General features: G+C 47.0%; 18 protein-coding genes. 12 read left to right on the top strand and 6 right to left on the bottom strand.

Translation table 11 applies throughout. From position 1 onward, the window contains the following. The first annotated feature begins 20 nt into the window (after positions 1 to 20). Genes ACWGXJ_RS03575 through ACWGXJ_RS03585 form a run of 3 tightly spaced genes read left to right on the top strand, consistent with a single transcriptional unit; the run spans position 21 to position 3,047 of the window. Complete coding sequence (locus ACWGXJ_RS03575) at positions 21 to 1,301, top strand: ABC transporter substrate-binding protein (protein ID WP_069291060.1); 1,281 nt, start codon at positions 21 to 23, stop codon at positions 1,299 to 1,301. 37 nt (positions 1,302 to 1,338) lie between these two features. Further along, a complete protein-coding gene (locus tag ACWGXJ_RS03580; protein WP_452566209.1) occupies positions 1,339 to 2,223 on the top strand; it encodes a carbohydrate ABC transporter permease in 885 nt (294 codons plus the stop codon). Beyond that, positions 2,220 to 3,047, top strand: a complete 828-nt coding sequence (locus tag ACWGXJ_RS03585; protein ID WP_013308681.1) for a carbohydrate ABC transporter permease — start codon at positions 2,220 to 2,222, stop codon at positions 3,045 to 3,047. The genes ACWGXJ_RS03580 and ACWGXJ_RS03585 overlap by 4 nt, the downstream gene beginning before the upstream one ends. Before the next feature lie 471 nt (positions 3,048 to 3,518). Here ACWGXJ_RS03585 and ACWGXJ_RS03590 read toward each other — a convergent pair whose 3' ends face one another. Continuing rightward, entirely contained in the window at positions 3,519 to 3,917 is a 399-nt protein-coding gene (locus tag ACWGXJ_RS03590; protein ID WP_452566210.1) for a hypothetical protein, read from the bottom strand. Between the two features lie 173 nt (positions 3,918 to 4,090). Here ACWGXJ_RS03590 and ACWGXJ_RS03595 point away from each other — a divergent pair, with 173 nt between their 5' ends. Beyond that, complete coding sequence (locus tag ACWGXJ_RS03595; protein WP_134904622.1) at positions 4,091 to 5,137, top strand: hypothetical protein; 1,047 nt, start codon at positions 4,091 to 4,093, stop codon at positions 5,135 to 5,137. 268 nt (positions 5,138 to 5,405) lie between these two features. Here ACWGXJ_RS03595 and ACWGXJ_RS03600 read toward each other — a convergent pair whose 3' ends face one another. Continuing rightward, positions 5,406 to 8,705 (bottom strand): DUF5695 domain-containing protein, encoded by a 3,300-nt coding sequence (locus ACWGXJ_RS03600; RefSeq protein ID WP_452566211.1) that lies wholly within the window; start codon positions 8,703 to 8,705, stop codon positions 5,406 to 5,408. A 151-nt stretch (positions 8,706 to 8,856) separates the two neighbouring features. On the opposite strand from ACWGXJ_RS03600, the gene ACWGXJ_RS03605 reads away from it, so the two are divergent. After that, on the top strand, positions 8,857 to 9,495 hold the full coding sequence (locus tag ACWGXJ_RS03605) for a pentapeptide repeat-containing protein (protein ID WP_452566212.1): 639 nt from the start codon (positions 8,857 to 8,859) through the stop codon (positions 9,493 to 9,495). Positions 9,496 to 9,636: 141 nt separating this feature from the next. Here ACWGXJ_RS03605 and ACWGXJ_RS03610 read toward each other — a convergent pair whose 3' ends face one another. Further along, positions 9,637 to 10,065, bottom strand: a complete 429-nt coding sequence (locus ACWGXJ_RS03610) for a DUF1259 domain-containing protein (RefSeq protein ID WP_061831282.1) — start codon at positions 10,063 to 10,065, stop codon at positions 9,637 to 9,639. A 122-nt stretch (positions 10,066 to 10,187) separates the two neighbouring features. Continuing rightward, positions 10,188 to 11,726: a MocR-like pyridoxine biosynthesis transcription factor PdxR gene (gene pdxR / locus ACWGXJ_RS03615; RefSeq protein WP_452566213.1), complete on the bottom strand. Its 1,539-nt coding sequence runs from the start codon at positions 11,724 to 11,726 to the stop codon at positions 10,188 to 10,190. Positions 11,727 to 11,841: 115 nt separating this feature from the next. Between pdxR and ACWGXJ_RS03620 the strand changes: the two genes are divergently transcribed. The 7 genes from ACWGXJ_RS03620 to ACWGXJ_RS03650 all read left to right on the top strand — a co-directional run bounded on the left by ACWGXJ_RS03620 (position 11,842) and on the right by ACWGXJ_RS03650 (position 17,427). Next, positions 11,842 to 12,453 carry a pyridoxamine 5'-phosphate oxidase family protein gene (locus ACWGXJ_RS03620; protein WP_452566214.1) on the top strand — a complete coding sequence of 204 codons (612 nt, stop codon included), beginning with the start codon at positions 11,842 to 11,844 and terminating at the stop codon, positions 12,451 to 12,453. A 200-nt stretch (positions 12,454 to 12,653) separates the two neighbouring features. Further along, a complete protein-coding gene (locus tag ACWGXJ_RS03625) occupies positions 12,654 to 13,238 on the top strand; it encodes a TetR/AcrR family transcriptional regulator (protein ID WP_061831285.1) in 585 nt (194 codons plus the stop codon). 113 nt (positions 13,239 to 13,351) lie between these two features. Further along, on the top strand, positions 13,352 to 13,453 hold the full coding sequence (locus ACWGXJ_RS03630) for a hypothetical protein (protein WP_014599460.1): 102 nt from the start codon (positions 13,352 to 13,354) through the stop codon (positions 13,451 to 13,453). 350 nt (positions 13,454 to 13,803) lie between these two features. Next, positions 13,804 to 14,259, top strand: coding sequence for a MerR family transcriptional regulator (locus ACWGXJ_RS03635; RefSeq protein WP_061831286.1), 456 nt, complete (start codon positions 13,804 to 13,806; stop codon positions 14,257 to 14,259). A gap of 40 nt (positions 14,260 to 14,299) precedes the next feature. Beyond that, positions 14,300 to 15,511 carry an MFS transporter gene (locus tag ACWGXJ_RS03640; RefSeq protein ID WP_452566215.1) on the top strand — a complete coding sequence of 404 codons (1,212 nt, stop codon included), beginning with the start codon at positions 14,300 to 14,302 and terminating at the stop codon, positions 15,509 to 15,511. A 27-nt stretch (positions 15,512 to 15,538) separates the two neighbouring features. Then, positions 15,539 to 15,967 (top strand): universal stress protein, encoded by a 429-nt coding sequence (locus ACWGXJ_RS03645; protein ID WP_061831288.1) that lies wholly within the window; start codon positions 15,539 to 15,541, stop codon positions 15,965 to 15,967. Positions 15,968 to 16,008: 41 nt separating this feature from the next. After that, complete coding sequence (locus ACWGXJ_RS03650) at positions 16,009 to 17,427, top strand: aldehyde dehydrogenase family protein (protein ID WP_452566216.1); 1,419 nt, start codon at positions 16,009 to 16,011, stop codon at positions 17,425 to 17,427. A 113-nt stretch (positions 17,428 to 17,540) separates the two neighbouring features. Here the strand turns inward: ACWGXJ_RS03650 and ACWGXJ_RS03655 are convergent, their stop codons facing one another. Together ACWGXJ_RS03655 and ACWGXJ_RS03660 are read right to left on the bottom strand one after the other, a co-directional pair. Continuing rightward, positions 17,541 to 18,335: an SDR family oxidoreductase gene (locus tag ACWGXJ_RS03655; RefSeq protein WP_322161479.1), complete on the bottom strand. Its 795-nt coding sequence runs from the start codon at positions 18,333 to 18,335 to the stop codon at positions 17,541 to 17,543. Positions 18,336 to 18,419: 84 nt separating this feature from the next. Continuing rightward, a complete protein-coding gene (locus ACWGXJ_RS03660; protein WP_165178959.1) occupies positions 18,420 to 18,707 on the bottom strand; it encodes a DUF1330 domain-containing protein in 288 nt (95 codons plus the stop codon). Positions 18,708 to 18,710: the final 3 nt, after the last annotated feature.

Genomic DNA, 18,710 nt, shown 5'->3' on the forward strand with positions numbered 1-18,710 from the left:
AATAGGGGAGGTCATTTTTCATGAAAATGTGGAAATGTGTATTGAGCACGATGCTGGTTGGCACGTTATTGGCCGGGTGTGGAGCGAATTCTTCAGGCAGTGACAGCAGCGGTTCCGGTGGAGACGGCAAAACGGTGAATCTCAAAATGTTTATTGCTCAGCCCCGTTTGAAGGAGCACTACGATAAATACATTAATGCTTTCGTAGCGAAAGAAAAGAAAGATAAAAATATCGACGTTACGGTGCAACTGGAGATGCCGCCTGCTGACAACGCCGCACAAATTTTGAAGACAAGACTCGCATCCAACGATGCGCCGGACGTATTTGCATTGCACGCGGTGAATGAAATTCCTCCGTTTTATAAAGCGGGCTATTTGGAGGATTTGTCCGGTCAGCCTTTTGTTAACAAATTGATGGATAGTGTGAAGCCTTCGGTGACAACCAAAGACGGAAAGGTCGTAGCGGTTCCTTTAGAAACGATCTCATGGGGCTATTTGTACAATAAAAAGATATTTAAGGATTTGGATTTGCAGCCGCCGGGAACGTTGACCGAAATGAAAGCTGTGGTGGAGAAGCTGAAAGCGAATAATGTGAAACCGTTCCTGTTGTCTTACAAGGAATCCTGGATTCCACAGCTGTTCGTGCCTCTGACAGCAGGTGCGATGATGAACACACAGAATAAAGATTTTATCGAACGGATGAATCAGGACCAAGGCTCCTTTTCCGAAATGAAGAGCATGTTCGATATTATTGATCTGGTGAATAGCAACGGTACTGACAAGGCGCTGGAAATCGGCGGGGATGATGGATCGGCTGCGTTTGCCTCGGGTAAAGCGGCGATGTGGATTCAAGGACCGTGGTTTGCGGAAACGATTTTAAAATCTGATCCGAAGATGGATTTTGGGGTAGCAGCGCTGCCGATCAATGACGATCCCAATGCGACATTGATCAATTTGTCCACTTCGACTTCGCTGGCTGTATCCTCCACAAGCAAGAACAAGGAGGTTGCGCTCGATTTTGTTAACTATGTGCTGGATGACAAGGATTCTAGCGCGTTCTATGAAGCATTGAAATTTAATCCGATCTCCAAAGTGCATACGTTTAAAAGCTATCCTTGGGTTAATGACGCTACCGAATACGTGAAAGCAGGCAAGTCGTACCAAGATCCATCTATCCCGCAAGCGGTTAAGGACGAGGCAGGCAAATCGCTACAATCCTATTATGCTGGTCAGCTCTCGCAGGATGACGTCATTAAGGCGCTGGATAAGGCATGGAAATCGTATAACAAAGTGAACAAGTAACGGTAACCTATAGATTACACCAGGAGGGAGAGACTCCATGCCTTTTAAAATCTATAAAAAATACGTCATGCTACTGGCGTTTACAGCCCCGGCGCTGATCTTTTACGCTATCTTCCTGCTCATTCCAACGATCAGCGGCATGTACTACAGCTTTACAAACTGGAACGGCTTGAATCCCAATTACAGCTTTATCGGCTTGGGGAACTTTGTGGAATCGTTGAAGGAAGACCCCGATTTTCTCAATTCCCTTTGGTTTACTCTTAAATACGTATTAGTGATGATTGTGCTGCAAAATGTACTGGCACTGGCATTGGCAGTGTTGATTGAGTCGCGTACACGTACCAAAGGATTTTTCCGGACAATATTTTTCATGCCCAATATGATCAGTACCATTATTAGCGCATTTATGTGGACCTTCGTTTTTTCTTCCGTGCTGCCACAGATCGCCGAAAAGACGGCTATCGCCTTTTTGGGCCAATCGTGGCTGGGCGATCCGAAGGTATCTTTCTTCTCTATCATTATTGTGTCGCTCTGGAATGGTGTCGGCTATATGATGATCATCTATCTGGCTGCGCTTCAAGGTGTACCACAAAGCTTGAAGGAGGCTGCTATTATTGACGGGGCGAACGCATTTCAGACATTGCGAAGTGTGACGATGCCGATGATTACTCATGCGATTACGATCTGTTTCTTCCTGACGCTGAATGGTGCCTTCAAGGTGTATGAGGTCGTATACGGACTAACTGGCGGAGGGCCAGGGCGCAGTACACAGGTGATTACGATGAACATTTATGAGGAGGCGTTCTCCAACAACTTCCGTTATGGTTATGCGAGCGCTAAATCCGTTATTTTGTTCGCAATCGTTCTCATTTTTACCCTGATTCAGTTGCGCGTCATGAAGAAGAGGGAGGTGGAGGCATGAGGCTGAAGAAAGCCAATTCCTTACTGATTACGCTGATTCTGTGCGTGGGCGCTGTCGTGTCCTTCTTCCCAATCTACATGGCGGTAATTAACTCGTTTAAAACACAGGGTGAGATGTTTGCATCCTTTACGGCGCTGCCGACGAAGCTTCACTTTGAAAATTACAGTCAGGCTTTTCATCAGACTCATTTGCTGAACAGCGCCCTTAATTCCACGATTATTTCTTTTATCGGCATTGGTGGCATTGTGATCTGTTCGGCACTGGCAGGCTACAAGCTGTCTCGTACACAGGGGAAACTGAGCAGTGCGATTTTCTTCCTGTTTGTCGCATCGATGCTGGTGCCGTTTCACTCTATTATGATACCGCTTACACGAATGGCAAAAGATTTGTCCGTTCAAGGCAGTACGTACGGCTTGGCCTTGATCTATATCGGCTTGGGTGTGAATATGGCGATCTTTTTGTATCATGGATTCGTCAAATCCATCCCGCGTGAGCTGGAAGAATCCGCACAAATGGACGGCTGTAATGAGTTCCAAACGTTCTTTCGCATTATATTTCCTTTGCTGCTGCCGATCACAGTTACCATCGCGATTTTGGATTTTCTGTGGATTTGGAACGACTTTTTGCTTCCATTGTTAATGCTGACGGATGTGAACCATTACACCCTGATTCTCTCGACCAATATGCTGTTTGGAGAGTACAACAAGGATTGGTCGCTTATTCTGGCCGCACTTGTGCTGACCTCCATCCCGGTTATCCTGATCTATGCATTCTTTCAGAAATTCATTATGGAGGGCATCGCAGAGGGAGCGGTTAAGGGATAACTGGAGACGGCGGGCAGTCAGATGGTACTTCCCATCGCCCTCATGACATAAATATCCCCAACGCTAACACGAAAACCTTCCTATGAATAAGGAAGGTTTTTTGTGATTCAGTTTTTTTCTCGCCAACGTTTCAATAAAAAGATGGGAAGGGTTACAAACAAAATTGCAAAGGCTACAATGATCCACCACTGAGGGTCAATGATATACAACACGACTCCGATCAGCAGAACTGTTGTTATTATGAAAATTCTCACTTTCAACATTGTTCTCTTACTCACCCTAGCTTCTAATTTTGGCAACGTTATGAGGGAGATTGCAGTTAACGCAGCAAAAAATATGGAGGTAAATGAATTATAGATAATATCAGCTCCTTGATCTAATTACCCACCCAGGATTGTTCGGAATTAATGTGATAAAACAGAAACCCCCCGCTGAGGAAGGCTTTTGTTTTGGAACGACGCACATCCAACGTTACTTCGAGAAAATACTTATAATAAAAAATAAAAGCGAAATGATGATCAAAGTTAGATATATACTGGAAACCCGTTTTCCGATCGTAGCTCCAAACTCTTTAGGATTTTTATATCCAATGACTAAACTGGGAATAAAAAAAATACTGGATAGAAAAATGGTGTAGTGAGACCTAGTATTATCAACACTGTTAGACCAGGCGGGCAATCCCAAAAAGGAAAGCAACTGGTCTCCCAATATGTAATTGCCAAATTCGAAAGAAACAGCCATACCAAGAAGAGATAAAAGCAGTGAAAGTGATCCCCAACCTATTTTTTTTCTGTTGTTTCTCAACCATTCAAAGATAATTAGTAAAATTACAATTGCTTGTATGCTGTATGTCAACATGATTGAAAACATAAAGTACCTCCTTAAACATTAGAATCAAATGATAAGATGTCAATTTCGGAAATGAGTATACCATTTTTTGGAATGTTTTCATATGTCTTTCAATACAGCGATCGTATGATCAAAAGGAACGCGAAGCGGCCTTAGCCATACAATATTTCATCTGAATGTAAAAGGAGATGATTATGTTGGCTACCTTCTCGGCCGCGCTTCAAGTGAAAAAGCGGATGGCCAAGCGAGTCTTAAAAATGTCCGGTGTCCACGGCATTGGCGTAGGATACAGGGACCCTGCCCATCCCAAAAAGGGAGCCGCTGTCATTGTGTATACGGACCGTCTAGCGTCGGCCTCTACTGGACTCCTGTCGGCCACCGCCTTAGGAAAGAAAACGAACGTTCCAGTCCGAATTGTAAAAACTGGAAAGATCAGAGCCAATGCCACGGACTACAAAGTGCGCATACGCCCGGTCATCGCCGGCTACAGTGTCGGGACGATTGAAGGCTCCGGTTCAACCGGACTCATCGTTGCCCCAACTGGAGCGCCGGCGACGCGTTATCTTTTTAGCAATAACCATGTCCTCAATCCCTCCAATACAGACAATCGGGAGGCTACAATACAGCCAGGCGGAGCCGATGGGGGGACGGTTACTCAGGATCGTATAGGAAGGCTGTATCGTTACGTACGCTTGAATCCCACCGGTACAAACCTGATTGATGCGGCGCTTTCGCTTCCGACCCGTAACAACCTACTCAATCCGCGTTACGCTACGGTAGGAGCGATTCCAGGTCATGTTACCGCATATCGCATAGGAGAAAGATTGAAGAAGGTTGGGCGTACGACCGGACGGGTCAATGGCACGGTAGAGTCCGTCTATACGGACCTGCAAATCAATTATGGCGGAGAGTTGGGCCTGCTGACCTTCGAAGATCAGACGGTTATTAGAGGTACGACTCCCGTATCACTACCTGGGGATTCTGGCTCTGTATGGCTCAGACAGTCAGATAATTATGCAGCTGCGGTCAACTATGCAGGCACGGCAGATGGTCGCTTATCTATAGCCTTTCCGGTGCAGTGGGCGATGCAGGTATTCAACACACGGGTAGCCCGCCCCAACGGGGCAGGCAGGGTGCTCAGGGTAGATACAGGATCTTCCCCTCGCTCCTATACTAGGCAGCTCACCAGTGAGGAACTGGTTCGCTTAAGACCAAGAACGACACGCATTAGACGGAGCTAAACGCCCTACAGATGGAAAAGCTGCCGCTGATCGTCCCAATAAAGCGGTCGCTTTAAAAGCTTTCCGAAGGACTGCTTGCTTCGGAAGCATCATCTCCCCGGATTTCTCCCCTGATTATAGACTTAACTTAAGTAATCCGGGGGTGAGCTAATATAGGAAGAATCATTCACGATACCAATCATTTACGACGATAATGATTCACGACGCAAATCATTCACGGTACAAATCATTCATAATCTAAAACGTTAACGGCATGAATGAATACATTCTAATCTGCTCCTTCAGCATATGAATGGGCTCCCACATCATGGGCTGTAATGGTGCTGCTTGCCGAGGCCAAGCCCCGGATTTCCTGAGCGGTTAGGGCTCTGTTGTAAATAATCAGTTCATCCACTGCACCGTTCAGGTAGGGATCATCAAACTGGGATTTCCCAATGTAGTTCCGGTCTGTTAGTCCAAGGCTGGAAGGCTTGAGCGTCATGTTCGTGTTACGCGTCGCCTCTACACCGTCCAGATACATCATTCCAGTATTGCCTGACAAAGTCACGGCGACATGCTTCCAAACCCCTGTTGCCAGCTCTGGCGCATTCAACTGTTGTTCCTCTCCGTTCCCCGAGACGGTGATAGCAAAGCGCATACCGGTTCCCTCGGCTTTGGGTGTCAAAAACATATACCGATTCGTGCCTGCTCCAAAATCAAACAGGCGTGCCCAGCCGTTATGCGTGTTCACCCGTACCCACGCGGCAATCGTAAAGTCATTTAGGCTGCTAACGATACCACCGGGCAGGCTAGCATAGGCGTCTGTACCGTTAAAGTGCAGGGCATTGCCTTTCCGTCCGGCTCCCCACGCACCTCCATTTACACTGGCCTGCTGTCCATAACCTGACGAATCGGCTGCGGTAGATCCGGCCGTTTCGTCAAATTCATAACGGGCTACAATGTCTCCGGCGGGAGACGGGTTGTCTGTACTCGACTGGATACGGATATCATAGTTGGCTGCCGTACCGATATTCAGTCTGACCGTGGTCGTAGAGCTGTTAGCAGCCGTGACTGATCCGTTTTTTGTGCCGTCTACGAGCACGTCATACGTACCTGCCGCAAGTCCGGTCAAGCTCATAATGGTGGTGTGAGTCGTGCCTGGAGTCGTGTTTTTCAGCGTCAGGCGGATGCTGTTCTTGGACTTAGACACGATGGCCAAGCTATATTGGTCCCGATTCAGCTCCAAACTCAGCTTTTGGGTGATCAGATGCAGTCGCTGGAATACACCGTCTTTTGGAGTGATCGCGTAGCTGTTACTGCTTTCTGTAACGTCACAGCCATAGCCGAACAAGCCGAATATTGGATCTACAGCAACATCCGAGCTTAGGATTTTAATGGCTCCAAATAGCCCCAGGTCGGCTTCCCCGGACATCCCGCGCCATCCGTTAAAGAGGGGGCCGCCGTCCAGACCGAGTGCGCCATAATTGCCCTTGCCCGCCTGATATGTCCACGATACCGCCCCGATATTGGCAGGATCAGGGCTGATCTGTCCCGAGTTAATCGCCCCGATGTTCGCCAGCTTGGCGGCATAGGACAGACGCTGATCCACTTCGGGCTTGGACGAATGCCGACGTGTCCAGTCATCCATCGCGTAGCCGGCCAGTGAAGTGGTGTACTGGAAGTTCCACCAATTCTCTCCGGTGATGGTGACCGGATCGGCGTAATAGTACCAGACAGGCATATGACCGCGTGCAGCACGCGTTTTGGCGTTGATTTTGCTCATCATGGTCGTGTTGTTATTCATTTTGGCGAGTGTATATACGGCTTCTTCACCTGTATTGTCATAGTTATACTCAGAGCCATAAGGATAGGTGGTGTTTTTGAAATTGTTATACTTGGTAGCCATTTTGGCAATCAGGTCGTTAGCCTCGGTGGTCAAGCCTTCTTCCTGAAGCGCTTTAATCATATCAGGTGTAGTTAGCTCACCCATGAGTCCCGTGTTCCAATTATAAGCAACAGGGCCTTCATACAACGCTTTAAAAATACGATAAGCACGTAGCAAATATGTGTTTTTGCTATTGCGATAGCTGATCAGCTTGGGATACAGCTTGGCAAGTTTATACATGCTAAAAAATGTATTATAAATGTGCGGATAGGCATAGCCCCGGTACGTTGGTGTCGTATTAGGCTGCGGCATCAGGAAATCAGGAACCAGATAATCGGTATGATGGCCTTCCATCAAATTCGTCCAGATGGCCACCTCCAAATAATCATCGACTGCCTTGATTTCAGATGCTACGGGCTTCTGAACGTTTTTCTCCGCCAGAAACTGGCCGTGAGTTAGTCCCCAATCATCACCCCAGCCCCAGTAGCCAGCAAAGCTGTTTCGTTTGGCCTTGTATTGCATCATCCAGTCATCAAAGACCTTGTCCCTCAGGTCGCCCGGCACGTTCCATTGGGTGCTGTTGACCATGAAGGTAGAGTGACGCTGAAGTGCAGCTTCGACTGGCTCGATGGCATAGAACTGGAGAACGGTTTTTTCGCCGTTACCATAGTTTACAGTAATATTGTTATGTCCCAGTCGTCCCAGTGTAAGTTCATATATTTTATGGTTTGTAGGGGCTGTTTCCAGATAGCTGATGGTCGTTTCGGACGGATATTGCGCTGTGACAGAGGTAATGGATTTGCTGGTATGCAGATCGAATTTGGCCTTGAGATTGGTCGGGAAAATCATACCCGGAACCACGGTCACATCCACATGTCCCTCACTGTACAGCCTGTCCTTTACAGCCTGCTCGTCCGCTACTTTATAAAATTTAAAGGCATACGTTTTGCTTTCACCAGGAGCCAGCGACAGACTGGTGCTTCCGAGATAACCACGGTTGGTGCTCTTGATGACATTGGAGTGGATATAGAACACATTCAGTCCTTCGGACCAGCCACCTTGCTCCATAGCCCAAGTGCTGCCGGGATGCTCCTCAGTTCTCCAATGGTCCTGATATTCGAGACCAGCACCCGTTGAGGCATCAGGGATTAGCAGTACATACGGTCCGATGCCGCTAGGTCGTCCGGTGGTAATAAAGGAGCTATTATGGCCAACAAAGGAGTGTGAGAGTACTCTGGTTTCATAAATTTGTTCATTATTGCCACCGGACCAGTACTCGTTAAACGGAAGCGGCAGTCCCCAATCTCCGATCTCCAGCGTTTGATTAGAGGTGTTTGTTACTTTCATTTGCCAATGCAAATAATCGTTAACCAACGAATAAGTTTCATGTAAAATGAAATTACGTATTCCCTGATTGTTTGATGAATTCTGATAGGTTACCTGGACACTGTTTCCAGAAGAGGTGATCTGGCGCGCATCAGCAGAATTACTTGTCCATGCCCGAGTCCACGCTCCGTTGCCGAGACGATAGGTGAACATGAGTTCACCCAGCCACTGATGATCCGACGTATTCTGTTTAGGTGCGTTGGAGCTGTTCATGACATAGTTGGTATTAAAAGTGTCCCCTACCAGCCGTAAGGAAGAGAGATCGCCGTAATCTCCGACAGAGATGGAGAACACTTGATTAGATAGTTGTACTGCCATGCTATCAACCTCCTAACAAAGGTTCGTGAGCGTGCTCACTACGTTAATATATGTGTGAGAAATACTTTTGCTACCCTATGTATGAGAATTGATAGAAAATAGATTCATATAAATGTCCTAGAGGGCGCTCAATCGTGGAGGTAGAGGTATTATGAAAATTAAAATGGAGTTGCCGAAGATTCCTGTCGACTTGCCCGTATTAAATGAAGAAATGTATTCCTTACGATCCAAAGGCGAATATCGTATGGGGTCTGTAGAAGATATGATTTTGGATAATGTGGAAGCGGTTAAGGTTTCATTAGAGAAGATGACTTTTAAAAATGTAACGATCATGGAATCGTCATTGCCGGAAAGTGAATGGACAGACGTCATTTTTGATAAATGCGATCTGTCTAATGTTCATTTTTCCGGTTCCTTTATCCATCGGGTAGAGTTCAGGAACTGCAAATTGCTTGGAACAGACTTTTCCAGAAGCAGGTTCCAAAACGTTCGTTTTTCGGATTGCTTAGGGGATTATTCGATGTTCCGTTTTGCTAATTTTAAGCAAGTTGGTTTTGAAGATTGTTCTTTAATAAGTGCCGATCTGTATCATTTAACACTACAAAAAACCTTTTTTAACCGTTGCAATCTGGATCAAGCGGTGCTATCCGGGTCCAAGCTCAAAGGGATTGATCTGAGCGATTGCGAATTTGATGGGTTACAGGTGGATATAGAAGATTTGAATGGCTGCATCATTTCACCGCATCAGGCTTCATCATTTGTGGGCCTTTTGGGGCTAGTGATTAAATAAGGGATTCCTCACTGATTTTTATTACGCTCCCATGCCTGGCGCAGACGTTTAATATGATGTTTGCTTATCCGTAAGGGGTCTATGTTCCGCCCATAACAAAAAAAGATCCGCCTAAGCGGATCTCTTGCATTTATTGATAGCTTATTTTTTTTTAATAACCGGCCGTACAGGCTTCGTTGTCAAGACATTAAGCGCGTCACGCACTTCAGTGGCGAAAACAAGCGGCTTTTCTACTTTTTCGAAGTGGATGTACCAGAGATTGGGGTTATCGAATAGCCAGTGATTGTGCAGTGCCGTTACTTTGACACCATGTTTACGAAGTCGAGAAATAAATGGATTAATTTCTGCGGTCAAAATCACGGTTTCACCAAGACATAATCCTTTTCCGTTACGTCCAATACTTTCGAAAGAAAAAGCTTGGGGTATTGCAAGAAAGGATCTGGTCTTTTTCCCTAAAATGATCGGCTTGATGTTATTTCTGACTGTAGATGCAGTACAAACTCCGTTAATGATTTGAGGTGTTGCTTTTAATATAGCTGCAAACTGTCTACAAAGCGGACTAATTGCCATTTCTCTCACTCCAATTCTTTTGAATTACTAGCATCATATGAAAAAGTAAGGGAATGGGAAGGGTAAGTCTTCTTTATCATTAGTCTAATTTGCTATATACAAAGTGCGAATGGAGCACCCCTTTAAAGCCTCAGCTTTGCTCCGTGATACTCATGTTTGATACTGTCCCATGCCTGGCGCAGACGATTAAACCCTTCAATAATTTGTTGCTCCGTTAAATGGGCAAAGATAAAGCAGGCTGATGGAGGTCCCGGTGTCAGTTGGTAATCTGCGGCATCACGCCAAGCGACTCCGTAAAATCGTGCTGTCTGCATCAAATGATGATACTGGGCAGACTCATGCTTCCAGATGGCATAGGCATGTAGTCCGCAATCGTTCTGATGCCAGTGAAACAGTTCACTTAACTGCTGTATTTCACGCTGAAACACGTCGTAGCGTGATCTGTATATTCGAGTCATCCGACGCACATGGCGTACATAGTCGCCGCGCATCATAAAGCGTGCCAGTGCGCGCTGTTCCAAGCGGGCAGGCGGCAGGGGATCATATAGTCGTTTGGCAGCTGTCAGCGCTTGGGCCAATTCAACGGGCAGAATCGCAAACCCAAGTCGAAGGCTGCTGAACATGCTTTTGGAAAAGGAACCGACATAGATCACACATTCCGCGCGATCCAGTGCTTTTAACGGCTCAATGGGTCGTCCTGCCCAGCGGAATTCACTGTCATAATCGTCCTCAATGATCCACGCACCTTTGGATACTGCCCATTGCAAAATATGTTGACGACGTGCTAGTGGCAACACAGCACCCGTTGGAAACTGTCGTCCCGGCGTAACAAACAGCAATTTGGAATCCCAATCCTGTGGGACAATTCCTTGTTGATCCATTTCAGCAGCATGTATCTGTCCGCCTGAGGCAGTAACTGCACGATAGATGCCGGAATAACAGGGATTCTCCAATACAATTCGATCTTGTTCATGAATAAGCAACTGACTTAATAACGTGATCACTTCCATGGAACCACTGCATAATACGACTTGATCCGGGGTAGCCGTTATTCCGCGTGTTCTGCCAACATGATGGCAAATCGCTTCGCGCAGCCATTCATCACCGTTCACTGGTGCAGTCGTCGTATCAGCCGAGGGCTTTTGCAGATCTTTTCCAGCGGCAGTCATTGCGCTTTTCCATGCGATCTGTGAATTGCCCTCCAATACAACTTCTCCTGTCTGGAAAGAAATCAAAGGCGGTTGCGCACTGTCTCTATCTGTAGCAGAAGCAGGAGGCGACTGTAAGTTTCGTTCCCTTTCGATCTGCATGATTCGTTGTCCCCATGCTGACAGAGCAGGGGCTTTTTGTTTTGCGACAGGTGAATTTTGGTTCTGCTGGCTGATTAGAGATTTGTCGGGCAGCGTCGCTGTCTGTTGCATAACAAAGGTTCCTCTGCCTACTGTCGAATCTACATATCCTTCTGCCAACAGCATATCGTATGCTTCTTTAACGCTCCCTCGCGAAATTCCATACATCACAGCCAGATCACGAGTGGAAGGCAGACGTGTACCACTGGCAAGGGAACCATTGAGGATTCCCTCACGAAGAGCATGATACAATGCCAAATATTTTAAATGATATTTTTGAAGCGCACGCTGATAAGCAATCGTAATATCCATACTCTTCTCCTTCGATTGGACCATTCATTTTCGTTCATATTGGATCTTTTTATGAATCCATTTTCAACATAATCTGAAATGTATCATTGGTCAATAGATGGAAGGAGAGTTCCCTGTGAGAAGAAAAGAATTTACGGTGGCAGAACAAGAGGAAATAGAGCAGTTTCTGAGCGAGGTCAGTTTCGGATTTTTAGGCATGAACAGCGAGGATGGTTTTCCGCGTGTGGTTCCCTTGAATTTCGCTTATGGAAACGGCGTTTTTTATATTCATGGCAGCCGTGCTGGAGAAAAGATGGAACGGATGAAAGAGGATAATCGGGTTACTTTTTCAGCCGCCAAAGAATATGCGCTCATTCCGTCTTATTTTACGGATGAACATATGGCATGTCCTGCGACATCATTTTTTAAAAGTATTACCGTGCGTGGTCATGCGGAGCATGTAGTGGATTTGGAAGAAAAAGCATCGGCCTTTTCTATTTTTATGGGTAAGCTGCAACCGGAAGGCGGGTATGACACGATTGATGCCAGCGATTTTCGGTATGCTTCACGCTTGAAAGGGGTCGCTCTGATCAAAATTGTACCAGAGGAATGGACTGCCAAGTTTAAATTCGGTCAAAATGTCAAAGATCAGGAACGTCAGCAAATTATCGACGGCTTGCAACAACGGGGGCTGGATGATGATCTGACAACGATTGAGATGATGCGCAAATATTGTCCTCATCACTGAGCGTAATAAATTCCTGCTCGCTCACCGTCAGATTGGTTAATTATACCTTGTAGGGAGATGCCCTTGATTTTCCAAAACTTTCAGTCCTTCTGTATTAGGACTTTTGAAGGACAGGTATATATCATCCTCAAGCCCGTTGTTCTTACTGCAAAGGAACTTTATAATACGATAGATTTGTGGCGTAAGGGGGCAAGACCGTGATGAGAGCAGGAGTCAGAAGTCGGGAAAGTCGAAGGTTGTTACTGGAAGCGGGGGCTGAAGAGTTCGCTCAGACGGGGTTTTATCAGACTAAGGTAAGTTCGATCGCGGCACGTGCAGGATTGACGCAGCCGGATTTTTATATTCATTTTGAAAGCAAGGAACAAATGTATGAGGAGCTTGTGGAGAGCTTTCGTACTTTGGTGAATGATACGGTACAAAGCATGAAGATTGGCCCAGACCAAAGCGAGGCTGAAATTTTGAGACGGGGACAAGTGTTTCTGGAAGCTATTTTTCGCGTGTTGTCTAACAATCCGGCGATCACTCGTGTCGGATTTTACCAGGCGGCAGACTCGGTGCGCATTAAGGCGGAAATGGCCGAGCATATTAAAAAGCATCTGCTGGCGGCGCAACGATGGGGCTCCTGCCGTGAGGAACTGGACCCTGAGCTGACAGCAGAATGCGTGATCGGCTTGATTGAACGGCTGACGTTAACTAAATTGCTACCTGGACGTGAAAGTCCGTCTGTGCTTGCCAAGCAGGCACGAAACCTCCTGTATCACGGCATGCTCGGGTCCGAAGAATAACAAGACTATACAATCCCAACCTAGATTTGGGCGGCAGACTCGGCGTTTGTCCCTATCATGAATGATGGCATAAGCATAAGATGCTCTTGTAAACCATGAAGGGAGGAATCACCATGTCTGGAGTAGGCGCTGGTTATGGAGCTTTTACATCTACAGGAGCGATTCTGGTACTTTTCATTCTGCTCGTTATTATTTCCAAAGCATTCGTCATCTAATTCGTAGCTCATGAATCTGATTTCGGGCGATTTGTTGTAATCGACAGAGGGAGGAGGAACTTAAGATGGGCGAAGTAGAAAGAGGTTGCGGTGGTGGTGGCTACAACATGTTTACTTCCACTGGTGTTATTCTGGTACTCTTCATTTTGCTGGTTATCATCACACGTACCATTTTCATCTAAAGCGATATTCATGGGCTTGAGCACCGATGCTCGGGTCTATGACCGTGCAAGCCAAACTAGGAACCGTCTCCAATAGAGGCGGTTTCTTTTTTATATAAAAGTTTACGTTGACGTTAACGTTATAGAGGCGTAGTATTTATATATAATCTTTTTCATAAGGTGGGTGTCATGGTTACGTACAAAATTGATGAGGTCGCCAAGCAAAGTGGTCTGACGAAGCGAACCATTCGTTATTATGAGGAAATCGGCTTATTGCCCTCTCCGCAGCGCAGTGAAGGGAATATGCGCCTGTATACGCAGGAGGATGTGGATTTACTAAAAAAAATAGTGAGTGCCAAGGAAGTACTTGGATTCTCCTTGCAAGAGCTTCAGCGTTACATGTCCGCAGCGGAAATGCTTAAGGGTCAGCGGGAGGAATATCGCGAGCGAACAGAGCATTTGCAACCGAACGAGCGACGGGCCATGTTGGAGGATATGGAAGGTACACTGAACGAACAGTTGGAATTAATGGAGGGGAAAATCAACAGCATCCGTATGCTCCAGACTGAGCTGGAGGAGTTACGGGTTAGGGTGCGTGAACGCAAGGTTCTTCTGGATGAGGAACTTAATCACGACCCGTCATAACAAGAACATTTACATTCAGATGTGGAGGTAACATCATAATATGAGTTCACAACATGCATTACCTGAAGAGTTAAAAGAACGCTCAGGCTTGCTGTCTCAACCGAAAGCGGTATGGGCGGTCGCCTTTGCTTGTGTTATTTCATTTATGGGTCTGGGATTGGTCGATCCGATTCTTCCGGCCATTGCTGATCAGCTTCATGCTACGAAAAGCCAAGTGTCATTGCTGTTCACCAGCTACAATCTGGTAACAGGCGTTGCGATGCTGATTACGGGCGTTGTATCTAGTCGATTGGGTGTCAAATGGACACTACTAACCGGGATTTTGTTTATTGTTGTGTTTGCCGGACTGGGCGGCACAGCCAATACAGTTGGCGGAATTGTGGGCTACCGGGCAGGCTGGGGTTTGGGGAACGCTTTGTTTATCGCAACAGCGTTGTCTGCGATTGTAGGTCTGTCCACTTCTGGAACAGCTAAAGCAATTATTTTGTATGAAGCGGCATTGGGCCTTGGGATTTCAGTGGGTCCGTTGCTGGGCGGTGAGTTAGGTTCCATTTCCTGGCGTGGTCCGTTTTTCGGTGTAGCCGGACTGATGGTAGTGGGATTTTTATTCATTACGTTTATGCTGCCTTCGATTCCAAAGCCCAAAAAACGCGGTTCCATTGCCGATCCGTTCAAAGCACTCAGTTATCCGGCGTTGCTCACGCTCGGTATTGTAGCGTTGTTATATAACTTTGGATTTTTTACGTTGATGGCGTATTCTCCATATGTAATGAATCTGGACGAGCATGGTTTAGGTTATGTGTTTTTTGGCTGGGGAATTATGCTGGCCTTTACCTCGGTGTTTGTAGCACCGAAGATTCAAGCACGCTTGAGCGTGGTATCTTCCATTAGTATCATGCTGACGCTGTTTGCCATTGATTTAGGTGTTATGGCGATTGGGACGATAGCTGGTTCGCCAACGACTGTCATTGTCGCCGTCATTGTAGCTGGTATTTTTCTGGGAATTAACAATACATTGATTACAACTGCTGTTATGCAGGCTGCTCCAGTGGAGCGCTCGACAGCATCTGCGGCCTACAGCTTCATGCGGTTTTTGGGCGGGGCAATTTCGCCGTGGCTTGCAGGGAAGCTGTCAGAGTGGTACTCAGCAGAAACCCCGTTTTATTTTGGAGCATTGATGGTACTGATTGGTGTAGCTGTGCTGATCGTACGTCGTCGACATATGCAGGATATTCAAGTGGATGCACACTAAAATTGGACTTCTGAGGAGGAAAAGAGTATGAGCGAGTACAAACATATTCTAGTCGCGATTGACGGTTCGGAACACGCGATGAAGGCGTTGGAGACAGCCAAAACGTTGTCTAAGCAGCTTCAGGGGAATCCGCATCTGACTGTATTGCATGTAAACCCGGCTTTATCCATGAATGAGCCGCCGGTTGGGGTTGATGTGGATGAGCGGATCGAAGAGGAAGGTCGTCATATCTTAGAACCTGCATCCGACTATTTGAAGGACGAGGGTATTTCTTACCGTATGCTGGCGGGTCACGGTGATCCGGCCAGTGTCATTTGCGAAAGTGCAAAGCAGGAAAAGACGGATTTGATCATTATGGGGACGCGGGGCAAAGGACTTGTTTCCGAAATGATACTGGGTAGCGTGAGCCATCAGGTGATTCAGCATGCACCTTGTCCGGTGTTGACGGTAAAATAGATGGTAAAAGAACGTTGATATCAAGAGAAGGAGGGAAAAGCATGCAGCAGCATTTATTTATTGGTGGAGAATGGAAAGCTGCTTCAGCGTACACGACGTTGAAATCACCGTATTCCGGGGAAATCATTGCTGAGGTGGCAGAGGCCACGTCAGAGGATGCCAAGGCTGCTATTCAAGCGGCCTCTGATGCACGCTCGGAGATGCGGGCCATGCCAGCGCACCAGCGGTCAGCCATTTTGGAGAAGCTGGCTAACCTGCTGGAAGAGCGGCGTGAGGATGCAGCGCGCATCATTTCACGTGAAGCGTCCAAACCATGGAAGGCTGCGCTGGCGGAGGTTGATCGGACGGTGCAAACCTACAAGTTCGCAGCTGAAGAAGCCAAACGGATTCACGGGGAAACCATTCCCCTGGATGCCGCACCGGGCGGCGAGGGCCGTATGGCCTACACGCTCAAAGAACCTGTAGGGGTAGTCGGAGCTATTACACCATTTAACTTCCCGATGAATCTGGTCGCCCATAAAGTGGGTCCCGCGCTGGCAGCAGGCAATACGGTCGTATTAAAGCCTGCGGAGCAGACGCCGTTGTCGGCTTACTTGATTGCGGAGCTGCTGGAGCAGGCTGGATTGCCTGCGGGCGCTCTTAACGTGATCAGCGGCGATGGTAAAACCATTGGCGACGTACTTGTCACTGATTCACGCGTCAGCTATATCACCTTTACCGGTAGCCCGGCGGTTGGTACAGAAATTCGCTCCAAGGCCGGCTTGAAGCGGGTCACGCTGGAGCTGGGTTCCAACGCGGCCGTTATTATCGACCGTGATACCGATGTGGACGCGGTCATCGACCGCTGTGTGAGTGGAGCTTTTGCCAATCAGGGACAGGTGTGCATATCGGTTCAGCGTATTTACGTTGTTGATGAACTGTATGATACCTTTGTATCCCGATTTATAGAAGCGACTCAACGTTTAAAAATTGGAGATCCGCTAGAGCCGGACACGGATGTATCCGCGCTTATTTCAGCCAAGGATGTCGAACGTGTCCGTGAGTGGCTGGAAGAAGCGGTTCAAGCAGGTGCGAGGATCGCTCTGGGTGGCCAAGCCAAGGGAGGTATTTTGGAGCCGACGGTTTTGCTTAATGTGGACCCGACTTCCAAGGTGTCCTGTCGTGAAGTGTTTGCCCCGCTTGTGCTGATTCATTCTGTTAGCTCTATAGATGAAGCCGTAAACCATGTGAATGATTCGATCTATGGCCTGCAGGCGGGAATTTACACGCGTAATATCACGACTGCACTGGATGCAGCGGACAAGCTTGAAGTGGGCGGCGTGATGATCAATGACATTCCAAGCTTCCGTGTTGACCATATGCCGTATGGTGGTGTGAAGCAAAGCGGCACCGGACGAGAAGGCGTAAAGTATGCCATGGAAGAAATGCTGGAAACAAAGCTGATCGTTATTAAACGGTAGTAGTTATATAAAAGCCTATCTGATGGACATAGATAATACGTTTTGCGTATGTCTGCTCATTAGATGGGCTTTTTTTTTCACCTTTTGCGCGATTGTCAGATGAAAATAAAGTTTTAGACCGTTGGAACTGTTCCACCGTCAATATTATATTCACTTCCTGTAATTGAAGCGGCCCGGTCGGATACCAGAAAAGCAACAAGCTCAGCGACTTCTTCTGGTAGTCCTGGACGACCAATTGGAATTCCTCCCAACGAGTCCATCAGTTGCTTTAATGCACTTTCTCGGTCACCTGTCGTTTCAGCAATCCGATCAATCAAACTTTGTGCTGCCTTCGTTTCGATAAAGCCTGGCGCAACTGTATTAATACGAATGCCTTGAGGCGAAAACTGCTTGGATAACCCTTTGCTGTAAGTAGTTAAAGCTGCTTTGGCTGCAGCATAAGCCAATGTTGCATCATATAGCGGCAAGCGACGTTGAATAGATGAAATATGAATAATAACACCGGAACCCTTTTCCACCATAGCCGGCAGCAGTCCACGGTCTAAACGGACGGCAGCAAACAGATTGGCGTTAAAAGTTTGCTGCCAATGCTCGTCTGTCAAGATAAGAGCTCCCCCGGATGGGGCTGACGAGCCTCCAACATTGTTGACAAGAATATCTACACCGCCTAGGCGCTCAAGAACACTGTTTACTACTTTATTTACACCTTCAGGCGTACTAATATCGGCTGGAATAAACAGGTCTGGATTTTCTAAATTAGCTGGAGTAGTTCGAGCCGTAGTTATTACGGTAGCACCTGCAGCTGTAAGTCTCTTAGCAATAGCCTCTCCCATTCCTTTGGTACCGCCTGTGACTAAGGCCCTTTTGCCTTTAAACTCACTTAAAATGCTTTCTAATTGAAAACTCATGCAAATAATTCCTCCTAAATTCTACAATGTGGTTGAGAAATACCTCTAGGTATCTCCACTTCGAGTTCACTTGTCTTGCGAACCTTACAAACTATCGACAATGACACCCCGGTACCGCCCTCCGCGCAGTCGATGCTTTAGGGCTTTTTGATAGGCTGGACTAAAGTACCAAGCTTGTGCTTCCTCAAAAGTGGGGAATTCCAAGATGGCCAGCCCTTCAATAGCGGGTCCTTCGAGGACTTGGTATGCGCCATACATTGCTAGGGGGTTGACGGAATGTCCCGCCAAACCTGCTGGTGCCAACTCAGAATAGAGTTGGAGTTCAGTTTGATCGGTACTCTGTTCACGTATAAAAACAACATAAGCGGGCATATT

The sequence above is a fragment of the Paenibacillus sp. S33 genome (genome assembly GCF_053615415.1).